Annotated in this window: 17 protein-coding genes; 11 read left to right on the top strand and 6 right to left on the bottom strand. The window is 69.1% G+C overall.

What is annotated here, in order from left to right; all coding sequences use genetic code 11:
* The first annotated feature begins 80 nt into the window (after positions 1–80).
* Entirely contained in the window at positions 81–1,253 is a 1,173-nt protein-coding gene (locus AB0947_RS33200) for a histidine kinase (protein WP_366754084.1), read from the top strand.
* Between the two features lie 19 nt (positions 1,254–1,272).
* Positions 1,273–1,980: a response regulator transcription factor gene (locus AB0947_RS33195; RefSeq protein ID WP_366754083.1), complete on the top strand. Its 708-nt coding sequence runs from the start codon at positions 1,273–1,275 to the stop codon at positions 1,978–1,980.
* 342 nt (positions 1,981–2,322) lie between these two features.
* On the opposite strand, the gene AB0947_RS33190 is transcribed toward AB0947_RS33195, so the two are convergent.
* The gene (locus AB0947_RS33190) at positions 2,323–2,631 is read right to left on the bottom strand and encodes a beta-Ig-H3/fasciclin (protein ID WP_366754082.1); all 309 of its coding nucleotides are present in this window, start codon (positions 2,629–2,631) and stop codon (positions 2,323–2,325) included.
* A gap of 260 nt (positions 2,632–2,891) precedes the next feature.
* On the opposite strand from AB0947_RS33190, the gene AB0947_RS33185 reads away from it, so the two are divergent.
* The 6 genes from AB0947_RS33185 to AB0947_RS33160 all read left to right on the top strand — a co-directional run bounded on the left by AB0947_RS33185 (position 2,892) and on the right by AB0947_RS33160 (position 8,920).
* Positions 2,892–4,193 (top strand): AfsR/SARP family transcriptional regulator, encoded by a 1,302-nt coding sequence (locus AB0947_RS33185; protein WP_366754081.1) that lies wholly within the window; start codon positions 2,892–2,894, stop codon positions 4,191–4,193.
* A 2-nt stretch (positions 4,194–4,195) separates the two neighbouring features.
* Positions 4,196–5,725, top strand: a complete 1,530-nt coding sequence (locus AB0947_RS33180) for a tetratricopeptide repeat protein (RefSeq protein ID WP_366754080.1) — start codon at positions 4,196–4,198, stop codon at positions 5,723–5,725.
* A gap of 6 nt (positions 5,726–5,731) precedes the next feature.
* Positions 5,732–6,199 (top strand): hypothetical protein, encoded by a 468-nt coding sequence (locus tag AB0947_RS33175; protein WP_366754079.1) that lies wholly within the window; start codon positions 5,732–5,734, stop codon positions 6,197–6,199.
* Between the two features lie 211 nt (positions 6,200–6,410).
* Positions 6,411–7,379 carry a helix-turn-helix domain-containing protein gene (locus AB0947_RS33170; RefSeq protein ID WP_366754078.1) on the top strand — a complete coding sequence of 323 codons (969 nt, stop codon included), beginning with the start codon at positions 6,411–6,413 and terminating at the stop codon, positions 7,377–7,379.
* A 90-nt stretch (positions 7,380–7,469) separates the two neighbouring features.
* Positions 7,470–7,850, top strand: a complete 381-nt coding sequence (locus tag AB0947_RS33165; protein WP_366754077.1) for a peptidase inhibitor family I36 protein — start codon at positions 7,470–7,472, stop codon at positions 7,848–7,850.
* A 224-nt stretch (positions 7,851–8,074) separates the two neighbouring features.
* Positions 8,075–8,920, top strand: a complete 846-nt coding sequence (locus AB0947_RS33160) for a hypothetical protein (protein ID WP_366754076.1) — start codon at positions 8,075–8,077, stop codon at positions 8,918–8,920.
* Between the two features lie 437 nt (positions 8,921–9,357).
* Here AB0947_RS33160 and AB0947_RS33155 read toward each other — a convergent pair whose 3' ends face one another.
* Positions 9,358–9,528, bottom strand: a complete 171-nt coding sequence (locus AB0947_RS33155) for a hypothetical protein (protein ID WP_037661814.1) — start codon at positions 9,526–9,528, stop codon at positions 9,358–9,360.
* A 232-nt stretch (positions 9,529–9,760) separates the two neighbouring features.
* Here AB0947_RS33155 and AB0947_RS33150 point away from each other — a divergent pair, with 232 nt between their 5' ends.
* The gene (locus tag AB0947_RS33150) at positions 9,761–10,135 is read left to right on the top strand and encodes a hypothetical protein (RefSeq protein WP_366754075.1); all 375 of its coding nucleotides are present in this window, start codon (positions 9,761–9,763) and stop codon (positions 10,133–10,135) included.
* A 391-nt stretch (positions 10,136–10,526) separates the two neighbouring features.
* Entirely contained in the window at positions 10,527–10,679 is a 153-nt protein-coding gene (locus AB0947_RS33145) for a hypothetical protein (protein ID WP_366754074.1), read from the top strand.
* Between the two features lie 34 nt (positions 10,680–10,713).
* On the opposite strand, the gene AB0947_RS33140 is transcribed toward AB0947_RS33145, so the two are convergent.
* From AB0947_RS33140 to AB0947_RS33125, 4 genes are all read right to left on the bottom strand, one after another.
* Positions 10,714–11,019 (bottom strand): hypothetical protein, encoded by a 306-nt coding sequence (locus tag AB0947_RS33140; protein WP_366754073.1) that lies wholly within the window; start codon positions 11,017–11,019, stop codon positions 10,714–10,716.
* A gap of 720 nt (positions 11,020–11,739) precedes the next feature.
* Positions 11,740–12,654, bottom strand: coding sequence for a phosphatase PAP2 family protein (locus AB0947_RS33135; protein WP_366754072.1), 915 nt, complete (start codon positions 12,652–12,654; stop codon positions 11,740–11,742).
* A 93-nt stretch (positions 12,655–12,747) separates the two neighbouring features.
* The gene (locus AB0947_RS33130) at positions 12,748–13,704 is read right to left on the bottom strand and encodes a hypothetical protein (protein ID WP_366754071.1); all 957 of its coding nucleotides are present in this window, start codon (positions 13,702–13,704) and stop codon (positions 12,748–12,750) included.
* On the bottom strand, positions 13,701–14,042 hold the full coding sequence (locus AB0947_RS33125; protein ID WP_366754070.1) for a PadR family transcriptional regulator: 342 nt from the start codon (positions 14,040–14,042) through the stop codon (positions 13,701–13,703). Before AB0947_RS33125 ends, AB0947_RS33130 begins: the two co-directional genes overlap by 4 nt.
* Before the next feature lie 444 nt (positions 14,043–14,486).
* Between AB0947_RS33125 and AB0947_RS33120 the strand changes: the two genes are divergently transcribed.
* The coding region (locus tag AB0947_RS33120) for a transposase (protein ID WP_366754157.1) at positions 14,487–14,648 on the top strand (162 nt) is incomplete at its 3' end.

Here is a 14,648-nt window from a genome sequence, read left to right as displayed (position 1 = left end):
TCATACCTAGGTAGCGACCTCGGGCGACGAGGCACGCGGGGTTGGCGCTCCCGAGCACGGGCGCCGTATGTTGCGGAGGCGTGAGCCAGAGAGAATCCGGAGAGGGCCGGCACGCCGCCGTACGTGACCTCGCGGTCGTGGCGGCGGCCGGGGCGCTGACGGCCAGCACCGTCGCCGCCGGCAACAGAGGCCTGGAGTTGTACCCGCAGTTGTCCACGGGTGTGACGGTCCTGCCCTTCTGGACGGTCATGGCCCAGCCCCTCGTCCCCCTGGCGGCGTGCCTGTTGCTGTGGTGGCGGCGTTCCCGGCCTGTGACCGTCTCCCTGACCCTGCTGGTGGTCTGCACCGTCGCGCCGGTCGTTCCGTCCCTGGTGATCGCCCTGTTCACCATGGCGGCCCGCTGCCCGATCGGCACGACCCGCAGGGTGACGGCCGTGGCGCTGCTCCCTGTCGTGGTCTACCTCGCGACGCGCTGGAACGGCGCGACCGCGCAGGTGGCCTCGGCGCTGACCGGGGCGCTGCTCGTGGTCGGCGCGGTGGGCTGGGGCCTGTTCGTACGGGGCCTGCGCGAGCGCGCGGAACGCGCGGAGAACGAGGCCGCTCTGCGCGCGGAGCAGGCACGCCACCGGGAACGCGAGGCCATCGCCCGCGAGATGCACGACGTGCTCGCTCACCGTCTGTCACTGCTGAGTGTCCACGCGGGCGCCCTGGAGTTCCACCCGCACGCACCGGCCGAACAGGTGCAGCAGGCGGCCGCGGTGATCCGGGACAACGCCGGGCGGGCCCTGGAGGACCTGCAGCACGTCCTCGGCGTCCTGCGCTCCCCCTTCGATCCGGCCGCCGCCCGCGCCGAACCGCCTCAGCCCATGCTGAGGGACCTGCCCCGGCTGGTCGACGAGAACCGGGCGGCGGGGGTGCGCGTGGAGGTCGAGCGGGAGCTCGCCGACGAGGACGCGCTGAGCGACTTCACCAGCCGCACCGTCTACCGCATCGCCCAGGAGGCACTCACCAACGCCCGTAAACACGCCCCCGGCGAGCCCGTCCGTCTCAGCCTGACCGGCACACCGGACGACGGACTCACCCTGGAAGTCACCAACGGCCTGCCCGCCACCGCGCCCGCCGCGCCGGTGCCCGGTGCGCGTCAGGGGCTGATCGGCATGTCCGAACGCGCCGTCCTCGCCGGGGGCGACTTCACCCACGACCGGACGGACGGCCGGTACCGGGTACGGGCCTGGCTGCCGTGGGCGGCGTGAGCCCCGTACCGTGTGCGTCATGATCCGCGTACTGCTGGCCGACGACGACCCCCTGGTCCGCGCAGGGCTGCGCATGATGCTGGGAGCCGCCGAGGACATCGCGGTCGTCGGTGAGGCGTCCGACGGCACCGAGCTGCCGGACCTGGTCGACCTCCACCACCCGGACCTCATCCTGATGGACATCCGCATGCCGATGATGGACGGCCTGGAGGCGACACGTGTGCTGCGCGCCCGTGCGGAGCCGCCCGAGATCATCATGCTGACCACGTTCGCCTCGGACGGATACGTGCTGCGCGCCCTCCAGGCGGGGGCAAGCGGTTTCCTGCTGAAGCACACCCTGCCACAGGACCTCGTCACCGCGGTGCGCCGGGCCGCGGCCGGTGAGCCGGTGTTCTCCCCGAGCGCGCTGCGTCAGCTCCTCGACACCGTGGCCGACCCGCTCGCCGCTGACGGCACCGCTCACCGTCCGGCCCCCGCCGCGCAGGCGGCGCCCGTTCCCGGCGGTGCCGGCACCGGGGACGCGCGGGCGCTGCTCGAACGGCTCGGGGCCCGCGAACGCGAGGTCGCGCTCGCCGTCGCCGAGGGGAAGACCAACGCGCAGATCGCCGCGGAGCTCTACCTGAGCATCCCGACGGTCAAGGCCCACGTTTCGCATGTGCTGACCAAGCTCGATCTGAACAACCGTGTTCAGATCGCCCTGCTCGTCTACCGGGCCGGACTGATCTGACGGGGCCGTTCGTTCGGAGGCCGTCTGCGTGAGCCGGGCCGGCGTGCTCCCGACCCTGCCTGGCTCCCGACAGGCCGAGCCCGAACCGCCGCTCAGGCGGTCAGCGAAGTCCTCGTCATGCCACAGCCCGTCCATTCGGTCTCTCACCCATATCGCCGTCGTGCCCGCCCGGGCTGCTCGCCCGCGCGATCTGCGCAGTCAGAGACGGGACCTGCTCACCGGAACGTGCACGGAGGGACAACGGGCACCTCGACAACCGCGTCGGTCATCGGAACCACCCGGACATGCCCGTTGACCATGCTGCCGCACCGCGAGACTCCACGATCCCCGGCAGAGTCCAGCTCAGCACACAGCCGTCCTGTCGTACAGGCCGAGGATTCCCTCGTAGTAGTAGGACTGATGCGCTCCTGGGCCCAAGGTGTAGCACGGGCTGTCGGGGGCGTAACTGACGATCACCTGCACACGCATGGTCTTACCGCAGTTGTTCGTAAGGCCGACCAGGAAACCGTCCTGAGTGCCTGACACGAAGCGCGCGATGCACGCGGGGGCGGTTCCGCCGGCGGCATAGGCGGCGGGGGACGATGCGGCGAACATCCCACTGACGACCGCTGTCGCAGCCGCCGCAGCGGCCAGGTTCCTGCGTAGACGCATGGCTGTTTCTCTTTCTCTTGGTGAACGGCACTTGTTGCTTTCCGTGCGAAGCCGGCGAGCCCATCGCCGGCCCACGCTCAGCCCCCGGCGTTCACCCAACAGCCGACCGGGCTCGGCCCGTTGCAGGGCTGTTGGGATTCGTGCGGGTGTTGTGTCTTCACCGTGGCAGGGCGGTCTTCGGGAAACCTTCGGGAAGTCTGGAATCGGGCTGTACCCCACGGTCGGCGGCGGGTAATCAGAGTGACGTAACCATGACGGGGGTGGGTGTGGCGGTTCGGTTCGGGGTCCTGGGCGCCATCGCGGTGTGGGCGGATGGGGTGCCCGTGGATGTGGGTCATGCGCGGCAACGGTGGGTGTTGGGGGCGTTACTCGCCGACGCTGACGGTGCGGTACCGGCAGATGTCCTGGTGGATCGGGTGTGGGGCGCGGATGCGCCAGATCGTGGCCGGCAGGCTCTGTACGGGTATGTGTCCCGGCTGCGGCAGGTGCTGTCCGGAGTCGAGGCGGACATGGTGCGGGACCAGGGTGGCTACCGGCTGAAGGTGTCGGCCGGATCGGTGGATGTCCATCGGTTCCGTGGCCTGGCCGACCAGGCGCGCGCGATGCCCGACCCAGAGAAAGCGGCCTCTGTGTGGGAAGAGGCGCTGGGACTGTGGCGTGGGTCGGCGTATACCGGGGTGGACACCCCGTGGTTCAACGCGCAGCGTGACTTCCTCGATCGGGAACGGCTGGCCGCGCAGCTGGACTTGGCCGACGTTCGGCTGCGCCTGGGACAGCACGACCAGGTACTGGCCGAACTGTTCGCCAGGGCTGAGGCCCACCCGCTGGACGAACGGATGGCTGGTCAGCTCATACTGGCGCTCTATCGCGGCGGCCGGTCTGCCGATGCGCTGACGCACTACCAGGACATCCGGCGGCGATTGGCGGAAGAGCTGGGCACCGACCCTGGACCGGCGCTGCGGCAGCTCCACCAGCAGCTCCTCACAGCAGACCCGGCGCTCATCACACCCGCCCCCAGGTCCACGACCGGGACCGGACCGGCATCCGCTTCGGTTCCTCGGCAGCTTCCGGCGCCGCCGCCGTTCTTCATCGGTCGGGAGCGCGAGCTGGCCCGTCTGGATCGCCTGCTGGAGTCACAGGCCGAGCGGGGCGGCACGGTGGTGATTTCCGCGATCGGCGGCACCGGCGGCATCGGTAAGACTTGGCTGGCTCTGCGCTGGGCCCACGAGCAGCGGGAACGCTTTCCCGACGGGCAGCTGTACGCCGACCTGCGCGGCTTCTCCCCTGCCGAAGACCCAGTACCGCCCGAGGCGGCGCTGCGTATGTTCCTCGACGCCCTGGGCGCTGCCCCCGCACAGATTCCCGCGCACCTGGACGCCCAGGCCGCGCTCTACCGCACCCTGGTCGCAGACAGGCGCCTGCTCATCGTCCTGGACAACGCCCGTGACACCGCCCAAGTTCTGCCTCTGGTCCCCGGCAGCCCGCATTGCACCGTCGTGGTCACGAGCCGTCATCAACTCGGAGGCCTGATCACCGCCCATGGCGGAACCCCGTCACCCTGAATGTGCTGACCGACGCCGAGGCACACGAGTTACTCACCCGCCACCTCGGCTCCGGCAGGATCGCCTCCGAACCCGAGGCCGCCAGTACCCTCCTGAAGCACTGTGCCGGCCTGCCCCTGGCCATCAGCATCCTGGTAGCCCGTGTCACCATGAACCCCGCACTCACCCTGGCAGCACTGGCCGCGGAACTCCAGGAGACCACGCCGCGGCTCGACGTCCTGGACGCCAGCGAAACGACCGCCAACCTACGTGCGGTCTTCGCCGCCTCCTACCGCGCCCTCGCCCCGCAGACAGCCCACGTGTTCCGACAGCTCGCCCTGGCACCCGGCCCCGACATCAGCCTGCCCGCCGCCGCCAGCCTCACCGCTCTGCCCCCCCCCCGCCTCCGCGCCCACGTGCGCGAACTGCAGGCCGCACATCTTCTCCAGGAACACGCACCAGGCCGCTACGTCTTCCACGACCTGCTGCTCGCCTACGCCACCGAACTCGCCGACGCTTTCGCTACCGACAGGGAGCGGAGCGCAACGCTGGGCCGGATACTCGACCACTACGTGCACACCGCGTACGCCGCCGACAGACTGCTGCTACCCCACCGGGATCCGATCAGCCTGACACCCGCGGCAGACGGCGTTTCTCCCGAACGGCTCACCACCCACCGCCAGGCTCTGGGATGGTTCGCCCATGAGCGAGCACCTCTGGCTGCGGCCGTTGAACAAGCGGCGCTCGCCGGCAGCGATTCCCACGCCTGGCAACTGGCATGGACGACCGTCACCTTCCTCACCCGAAGCGGACTGTGGCACGACGTGGAGACCGTGCAACGAACGGCCCTGACAGCCGCCACGCGGCTCGGGGACCACTCGGCACAGGCCGAGTGCCATCGGGAGCTCGCCTACGCCTTCGCGCTGACGGGCCGTGGCCCCGAGGCCGGCCGCGCACTTCTACGGGCGCTCGAACTGTCCACGAAGGTCAGCGATGTCCTGGGGCAGGCCCACACCCACATCGCGTTGGGCTGGCTGCACGAGTACCAAGGCGACCAGCAGACCGCTTTCCGCCACGATCTCACTGCTTTGGAGCTCTTCACTTCGCTCGGCCACCGTCCCGGACGCGCCAGAGCACTCAATGCAGTCGGCTGGGACCACATTCAGCTAGGTCACCACCAGCAGGCCATCTCCCATTGCCGGGAGGCGCTGGCCCTGCAACAAGAACTTCAGGATGAACGCGGCCAAGCCGGCACATGGGACACCCTCGGCTACGCCTACCAGCAGACCGGCGACTGCCGTAACGCCCTCGAATGCCACCGGCACAGTCTGGCGCTCAACCGGAAACTGGGCCACCGCTACAACGAGGCAGAGACCCTCGTCCACCTCGGAGAACTCCACCGTGCCACCGGCTCCCTCGACGCGGCACAGGACGCCTGGCAACGAGCCATCGCCATCCTCACCGACGCAGGGCGGCACGACACCGAACTGGACCGGATCCGTAGCATGCTCCGGGACCTCAGCGGGGCCTCGCGATCGCGGGAGCGACCTTGAACACTGATGGTGATCGTTCGATGCCGGTCGGCCGGCACGGTCGGGCCTGTTCCGGCCGGCGGGGCACAGCGGCCGGTAACCGGCCGGGTCGAGCGTGGTGTCGACCTCGACGTTGACGGTGCCGAGAACGTTCGCGTTCTCGCTGCGTGCCGAGGAGATGTGCGCCAGCATCTCGTCGTCGACCGCGCGGCCCTCGGCGCGCTTCTGCGCGATGGCAGACCACAGTTCTTTGTCGTTCGGATGACCACCGCGTCGGTCACCAGCGTCAGACGCCCTGCGTGCTCGGTCCACGCCGGCCAGGTGGCGGTGCCGGAACGCGCCCTCGTGCCCATAGAGCAGGCCGCGGCGCAGCGAGTGCAGCGACTCGCCACCGTCTGGGGGCGCCGGGGGCGATGCGTGGGACTTGGAGACGACGAGACCGGCGCCCGGGTAACGGATGCCGGCGTCGTGCGGACAGATCACGTGCCGACGTAGATCCGCCGGTGGCCCTGTCAGCGTCGGTTGCAGCCAGTAGCAGTTAACGCGCCATCAGGTGAATGTCTTCGAGTCATGTGATCGGGATGCCCGGCAGGCCGAGGCGGCTCGGGGGGACTATCTGGGAGGAAGCGAACGACGGGAGGTGGGCCACGGTCTGGCGCAGGGAAGCTCAGCGCAGCGCCAAGCCGCAGGGCCGGAGGAGAGAACCGTGGAAAGAATCTTCGACAGCAACGACTTTCCGGCGCGAGATGCTCTTTCAGTGTGGGAGAACGTCACCGCGGACACGCTGATGCCGACATCGTTCAAGTTGATCAACACAGATGTCTTCCGCGGATGGTTCGGCACGATGCCGCTGGGAGCGGTCCAGGTGTCAGCGATGGCGTACTCGTCTTTCCTGACGCGGAGGACCCCGAAGCTGATCCGTGCCTCGGACCCGGAGATCCTTGCCCTCGGCGTTACGAACTCGGGCCCCCATGTGATCGAGCAGAACCGCAATCAAGCCGCGATCCGAACAGGTGACCTCCTGCTCTTCGAGAGTTCACGTCCGTTCGACACCTACGCCGACGGCGGGAACATTCTGATCCAGTTCCCCCGTACCCTGACTCCGTTACCGGCCTGCCGCATTGACCAGCTCATCTGCCGGCCTCTCCCCGGGGCCCAGGGAATGGGACGCCTGCTGGCAGACTTCCTCACCCGCCTGGCAGAAGACAGCACGAGCTACACACCGCGTGACGCCGTGCGACTCGGCAATATGAGCCTGGACTTGGTCACCGCTACCCTGGCGCACTTTCTGGAGTGCGAGGACGGCATTCCCTCCGAGTCCCGCCAACGCGTCCTGTACATGCGCATCATGGCGTTCATCGAGCGTCATCTCGGCGACACCGCCCTGACCGCGGACCAGATAGCGGCAGCCCATCACATCTCGGTTCGTTCACTGCACAGGATCTTTCAGCAGCACGGCGTGACTGTCCGTTCCTGGATCCGCAGCCAACGCCTCGAAAACTCCCGACGCGACCTCGCCGATCCTGCGAAATGTCACGTCCCCATCCAGGCCATCGCCGCACACTGGGGATTCCCTCACCCCGGAGACTTCACCCGGGCCTTCCGCGCTCTGCATGGCATCAACCCCAGTGAGTACCGGAAATACCACAGCACCGAGGCCGGCACACCAGGCTAAGCACCTGGCACACCTGGCTAAGGCACTGCGGGCGGCTTCCTGTGAAGATCGCACTGCCAACCGGCGTCACGATCTCCGAAGGAGTGCACCGTGAAAATTCGCTTCCGCGCTGCCGCCTCAGCGGCCGCTCTCGCCCTGGCGACCGCGGGTGGTATCGCCGCGTCCGGGCCGGCGTCCGCCGCGACCACGTCTTCGCAGGCTCAGACGTGCGTCTCGGGTTACTACTGCGTCTGGTCCTTGTACAACTACGAGGGTTCCCGGTACATCTTCAAGGACAGCAACTCCAGCTGGGCGGGCTACGGCGCGTACCACAACGACGAGTCGTCCTGGAACTCCGGCACCTCCGGCATGGGTGTCTACCTCATCGGTGACGGCGGCCGGACCCTCGGCTGCCTGCCGCGCGGCCACGGCTGGGCGTACCACAACCCCGCCAACCGGGGTGAGGGAAACATCTGGACCTGGAACTGCTGAAGGTGTGCGCGGGCGGCCAACGGCCGCCCCGGTCCCGCGCTGTCCTCCGGGACAGCGCGGGCTCCCGTCCCAGCTGTGGAGGTACCACTGTGCCCGCACGTCGCCCACGCTCGTCTTCGCCGGGAGTTCCGCTGGCCGCAGCATCTCTCGCTCTGCTGCTCACCACTGCCTGCACCGCCGACCGCAGCGATGCACCGCCTTCCACCTCAGGCGAATCGGCTCTGGTGACCACGACGGATCTGGACCGGTTGCGGGGCTCCCCGGCAGAACGGAAACGCCTGTTCGAAGCGCAGGAACATGCCATCAGTCTTTGCATGGCCCAGCGCGGATGGCCGTATCGACCGGTGGCCTGGCATCCGGCGGAGAGCGACGCCGCGGTGACGCGGGCGCTTGCCCACGGCGATGACATACCACTCCACCGTCGGTTCGGTTATGGCATCACCACCCTACGTACATCGAAGCCGGCCGACCCCAACGCGGTCTACACCGCGTCCTTGTCCCGCCAGCGTCAGGAGCGCTACTCGGAGGCTCTCTTCGGTACTCCGGCGCACCGTCTCGACGCCCGCTTGTCCACTGGGGAGGTCACCTTCGTCTACACCGACGGCTGCACAGCCCTGGCTGACAAGCAGCTTTTTGGCGACCTCAGGAAGTGGCTGGTCGCCGACACGATCGTGTTGAATCTGCCTGCAGAGGTTGACAATCGCGTGCGAGCAGCGGGCGAACTCACAGCCACCGAGAAGCCCTGGCGCGACTGCATGGCCTCGCACGGACTTCGCTTCAAGTCCCCCGACGACGCGAGAAACCGGATCGCTCGCGCGGCGAGCGGACTGCAGACGATGTCCCGCACCGACGTCGAGCGGCTGCGCCATCGGGAGATCTCCCAATCGATCATCGACGCCGCATGCGATCGCACGGTGGGGCGCTCCCGCGTGGCACGATCACTCATCGGCAGAGAAGTGCGCCGCGTCGTAGCCGACCGGGCTCCCGAGATCAGCACCTATCGAACGTTCGTGCGCAAGGCGCTGACCACCACTCCCGGGCCGGGAAAGGGAACCCCGAGCACCGGGTGAGGACCGGCGACCCTGACCGTCCGTGTTCGCCGCCCGCCGACTGTTCGTCCCTTGGATGCTGTGCCCATCGCCCATCGCCCATCGCCCACCGACCTGGGCACCGTGCGCGATTGACTGATGTGGGCGCCGGTCGGGGATGGAGCGCGTGTCGTCTGTCGACATGGTCACCGGGGCCGAACTCCGTGGCCCGGCCGAACCATGTGCAAGCCCGATACGCACCCGATACGCACCGGTCCCGCAGACAGGAGGAGCAGGGTTCCACTGCTGAGTCCGCGGGGCCGGTGCATGACTCACGTACCCTGCGGCGCGTCCGATAAGCCCGATCCCTCCCAACGGTCGCAAGGAAGCTTCTCTTTCACGCCAGTGGGCCCGGCCGTATCGGCCGGGCCCACTCATTGCTCGTGCGCGGCGCGCTCCTCGCGCCGGGCGTCTTTTGTCTACCAGCGGTACCAACGGCCCTTGCGGCCACCACTGTCCGCGGAGCGGACGACGAAGCCGAGCAGCCACACGATGAGCACGATCACTGCGATCCACCACAGTGCCTTCAGGGCGAAGCCCGCGCCGAAGAGGATCAGAGCCAGCAGAAGAACGAGAAGCAGGGGAACCATGGTTATCAACCTCCTGGCCACCGGATGCCCGCACTTCAACCCCGCAAGCACACAAAATATGAGTTACTTCCGAGGAATAAGGGGCATACGCGCCGCACGCCGTGGACGGGGTTCCCCCTTTCTCACACCTCACGCACCCCAGACACGCAGTGTGTATCGCTCAAAGCGATGCTGTGGCCTTGGACTTACCGGGACGGTTACGGGGGTCGCGCGCACCACCAGACCGGCGACCGTGGGAACTCAGCCGCACGACCGCCATCGAATAGGCCGAGCGCAGGCCGAACAGCGCGCCACCACCCGACGAGGAGCTGAACAGGCGGACCAGCTCACCCGCGAGGCGCGGATGCTGTGGGAGCGCGCCGGGATGCCCGCCCGCACCCACGTCGTCAAGGCCACCCGGCACACCGCCATGCGCCACGAGCTCACCCTGTTGCTGCGCGCCTCGGAGACCGGGCGGCCGATCACCGGACTCTCACCCGAGATCGTCGCCCGGCGCCGCACCCAGCCGATCGGCCAGGAGCGCTGGATCGACCGCGGTCGCCGGCACCAGGGGGGCACCCCCGGCTCCGAACTGGTCCACAAGACTCGCGACGACGCACGGGGGTGACTTTCTACCAGGTGAGGACGCCCGATTCCACCGAGACGCCACGCATCGACCTGGCCAAGGTCTGCCGCGCGCCCAACCTGCCGAGGATGACTCGTGCGTGTTCGTCCGCGTCCTGGTCACCCGACGGCAGTCACGCGAGCGCGGACTGAGCCCCGGCGGGCACGGCCCGGTCGCGGTGCTGCGCTGCACGGCGTACGCCTACCGGCCCGAGCTGTCGTGCATCCATCCGACCCGGGCCTGTCTCTACGGCGTGGAACTGGCTTGCCGAAGCGGGTGCCGACGCTCGCGCAGGAAGAGGCGTTGACAGCCGGCACCACACCGTGGCTCTTCTCCGGCCAGGAACCCGCGCAACCCATCCGGTCCGAATACCTCGGCCTACTGCTCCGACGTCATGGCTTCGAAGACCTGCGCCAGCTGCAACAGCGCCCGTCATGCCCTGGCCGACCTCACCGGCACGAGCATCAGCAACGTCACGCGGTGGACCGCATACGCGAAGCGGGACTGGTTCGACTGGATCGCCTGTCGCAAGGAACTCCAAGGCTGACCGGGACTTATGGCCCGAGCGCACCACGAAGCGTCTACTGGTCAGAGGGATCGGTGAACGAGACCGGCTTGCCGGTGGCCTGGGCGTATGCGATCTCCCGGCTAGTGGACTCGCCTATATACCCGCCGGGGTTGACGACCAGAATCCGGTCAGCGAGGTCGATCTTGCGCAGATGGAGGGCGTCCAGCGCGGTCTTCTGCTCGTTGGTGATCGACTCGTCTGCCTCGCCGGGCGCGACGACGATGACACCCGCGAAGGTCAGATCACGGTTCGCCGCACGCATCTCGTCCACGAACCGGGTAGAGCCGCAGATGCAGACGATCTCAGGTCGGTCGGGCACGGCTCAGTCCTTCGGGTCGAGCGCGAAGCCGTCGGTTGCACGTCGACTGCACAGACGGGCACACGAGCCAACAGTTTACGCAGCGGCCTCCGTCGCGCAGCGAGCCGAACGGATCGAGCCCGACCGCGACGGCGACGCCTCCTGCCCGCTGCCCGAGGCCGCCCTCATCACCGACAACGCCGGGCAGAGGGACGTCCTGCACGTACCCAGTAGCACCTCGCCGAAGCGCCGCGCCCCGCCCTTCCCGGCCGGGCGCGGCGCTCCGCGTGCTTCCGTCCTTCAGCACGAGCAGGAGGCTCCCTCGCACCCGATCCGTCTGATCTCGTTCGGCTGCCTGCACCTGCCCACCGGCCGGACGGCTCCCCCGTTCCGCCTGCCGCCGACCGGATCGAAGACGTCCGCGACCGGCTCCGCGACCCGGCCGCCGCCCGCGACGTCCGCGACCTCAACCCCCGCGTCCAGGACGTCGTCCTCAACACCCCCGGCGCCCGGGAGTTGCTCGCCCATCTCGCTGAGCACGCGCCTCTGCCCGTCGGCCCCCGCCACATCGCCATCGGCTGTGCGGGAGGCCGGCATCGAAGTGTTGACCGGACTGTGGGAGGCCACGTCGGGCGGGAGCGCATCCCCGCTCGGGCGTCGACGGCTTCTATGACTGGGCGGTGGCATCGGACAGCCGCTTTGCCAGGATGCGCCGGTTCCCGCCCGGAGCCAGCCGGGTGGTCAGCCCAGTGCGGTGCGGCGTGCGGTGCGTGCGGGCCGCCCGACTGCGGCGTACCAGACCAGGGCCGCACATATGAAGCCCGTCGCCGCGGAGACCAGTGACCTTGTGAGGGTGTCGTTCCGTGCGCCGGAAACGAGGGCGACGGCCAGTGCCAGCGTCAGGGTGATGACGGGCAGCGCTCGGGGGCTCCGCGTGGCGCCCGGCGCGGCGGACGACGGCAGCAGCCAGGTTGCGAGGCCGTACCAGGCACAGGCCAATAGCGTGGCCCCCAGCACTTCGCTGGGCCGGTGGCCGCCGTTGGTCGCGCTGTAGGCGGCGATGCAGGCGAGCCACAGCACTCCGGCCGTGGCGACGTAGGGGCGGATGCGGGGGGAAACCACGAGGACGGCGGCGAGGGTCAGCGCGGCGGGGATGGCCGTGTGCCCACTGGGGAACCCCTGATCAAGGAGATTCTCGGGCGCGCCCACCAGATCGGGGCGGGGCAGGGTCGATTTGAGCACCTCCTTGCCTCCGGTCGTGAGAATGACGATCCCGAGCGCCGCGCACCCCGGCCACCAGCACCGCCGCACCAGGGTGAGGACCACGATGACGGCCAGGCCCACCATCAGGGTGGGCTTGGCACTCAATTCCAGCGGCGGCAGGGGCGTCGAGCCGTAGGCCGCTCCTGACAGGGGGTAGAACCATGCTTCTTCGCCGCCCTGTGTACCGAGACCGAACAGGGCGTTCTCAGCTTGTTGCCCCCACGGGGTGCAGATGGCGAGCAGGTAGACCGTCAGGAACCCCAGGGTGTACAGCAGAGCCGGCATCCACGGCCGTGTCGTACGCGACGGGCTGGGGTCGTCGGGGGCCTCGGGAGCCTGCCTCAAGGCCCTCGGGCGGGGCGCGGGCAGGGACGGAGAATCGTGCTGAGTCATCGCTCTGTTTCTTCCGTTGGGGGGAGTTCGGTCACGCACGTCTTGCGGTACGACGTGGGCCGCCGGGCTCGGCCGGCCCACCGGGGTCCGCCCCTATTCGGCGAGTGCCTGCCCCTGCCGGCGCTGGGCGGCGATCGCCAGGGCGGGGAGGGGTGCGATCAGCAGGATGAGGACGACCAGGTCCGGAAAGGACTGCATGAACGCGTCCGGACGGACGACGATCGCCTGCGTGCGGACTATCGCGACCGCCGCGACGGGGATCAGCCACCGGTGGTCGCCGGTGGCGGCCGTCGCCGCCCACGCGCCGAGCAGCGCGGCGACTTCGAGGACGAACAAACCGCGCTGGAAAGCCGGACTGACGGAGATGATGTGCAGGCCCCCGGCCACGAACATGGCGAGCACGACGGGGGCCAGCCAGCGGTACGAGCGGCGTCGCAGACGGCTGGGACGGCAGAGCGCCGGCACGGCGCACGCGGCACACAGTGTCCCCGAGAGGGCCAGGTCACGGGCCGTTATCGGGGCGCCCAACCCGTAGTAGCTCAAGCCCGCCTTGCCCTCGTCGCCGAAGAGGGTGCGGCCGTGGGTCGTGGCGCCGGCCCAGATCATGGCTGCCGCGGCCGGCAGCGCGATCCACGCTCTGCCACGCAGCAGAGCGATCAGGCAGCCCAGCGGGAGCAGCCCGTAGGGCAGCAGCCGTATCCGCGTGGGACCTGCGGCCCACGGATACCAGCCGGAGAAGTGGAAGGCGATGGCGTGCTGTCCGGGGTCGATGTGCAGTGCCCAGTGCCACACATCCTGCAAGTACGGAACCAGCGCCAGCGCGGCGAGGGCCAGGGCGGCCAGATGGATGCCGTCCAGCCACCACGGCCGAGTGGTGTCGTCGACAGTGGCACGGGCGCGGGCCTGCACCCCGGCGCGCACCAAGGCGGCAACTTCCCGCGGCGGGGGCCAGGAGCGGCCGGGATACGCCTCGGACAGGCAGGCCAGCAACTCCTTGCCCTGCCGGGAACGGTAGGACTTGGGATAGGCGGCAAGCAGCAGACGGTTCATGCCGGGGCCGCCCCGGTGTTCCGTGAGCGTCCGATGACTACGGCCGCCGCCTGCTGCATCCGCAGCGCCTCCCGGCCGAGTGCCTCGGTGCCGTCCTCGGTGAGCCGGTAGTAGCGCCGCGCTCGCCCGTCCACGATCTCCTCATCGCCGGCGGCCACCAGCCCGGCCCGCTCCATCCGCTCCAGCGCGCCGTAGAGCGTGCCGACGGCGATGCGGAGCCGCCCGTCGGTGGCCTGCTTGGCGGCCTTGATGATGCCGTAACCGTGCAACGGACCATCCATGAGCGCGGCAAGGATGAAGTACTGCGGTTCCGTCAAGGGCGGGTTCCGTCTGGTCATGCACCGAGCATATATCGAGCTACGAAATATATCTGCCAGTCCTGAGTGATCACTGGCAGCACCTCCACGGCCCGCGGTGAGCGTCACGCACGCCCGGCCGGCGGGCGCGACGGCGGTCTCCTCGACGCCCCCGCGCGGCGATGGCGGACGCTCACCGCGACCTGGTCCGGGCCGAGCGGAATGTCATTCCCACCGTGTCCGCCGGACCCGACTCGCCTCCGTTGAACCTTCCGTGGACCAGACTCCGTTCGCCCGGACCGGCCGGGCGGAGCCGACGAGGCAGCGTTCGATGAGGCCCGACCCGAGCAGTCGCTTCCCCAGTGCCTCCGGGAAGCGCAGATCGCCGCCTGTGGCCGTCTGCCAGGCCCCGTCGATGACTCGGCTCGAGGGTCTTGAGCGGGTTAAGACGTCATCTCATTTGGCAGCCTGGGTAGGCTGTCGGCCGTGGTGGGGATCGTTGAGCGGCTGGTGCCGGACGAGTTGTGGGAGCTGTTCCAGCGAGTAGTGCCGGAGGCGCCTGTGCGGCCGCAGGGTGGTGGCCGTCGTCGGCATGGTGACCGGGAGGTGCTGGCCGCCATCGTGTTCGTGGCCACGTCTGGCTGCACT

This window comes from Streptomyces sp. NPDC047841, from assembly GCF_040704085.1.
GTDB classification, from domain to species: Bacteria; Actinomycetota; Actinomycetes; order Streptomycetales; family Streptomycetaceae; genus Streptomyces; species Streptomyces argyrophylli.
The sequence above is the reverse complement of the archived record's forward strand: the minus strand, read 5'-3'. Positions and strand labels throughout refer to the sequence as shown.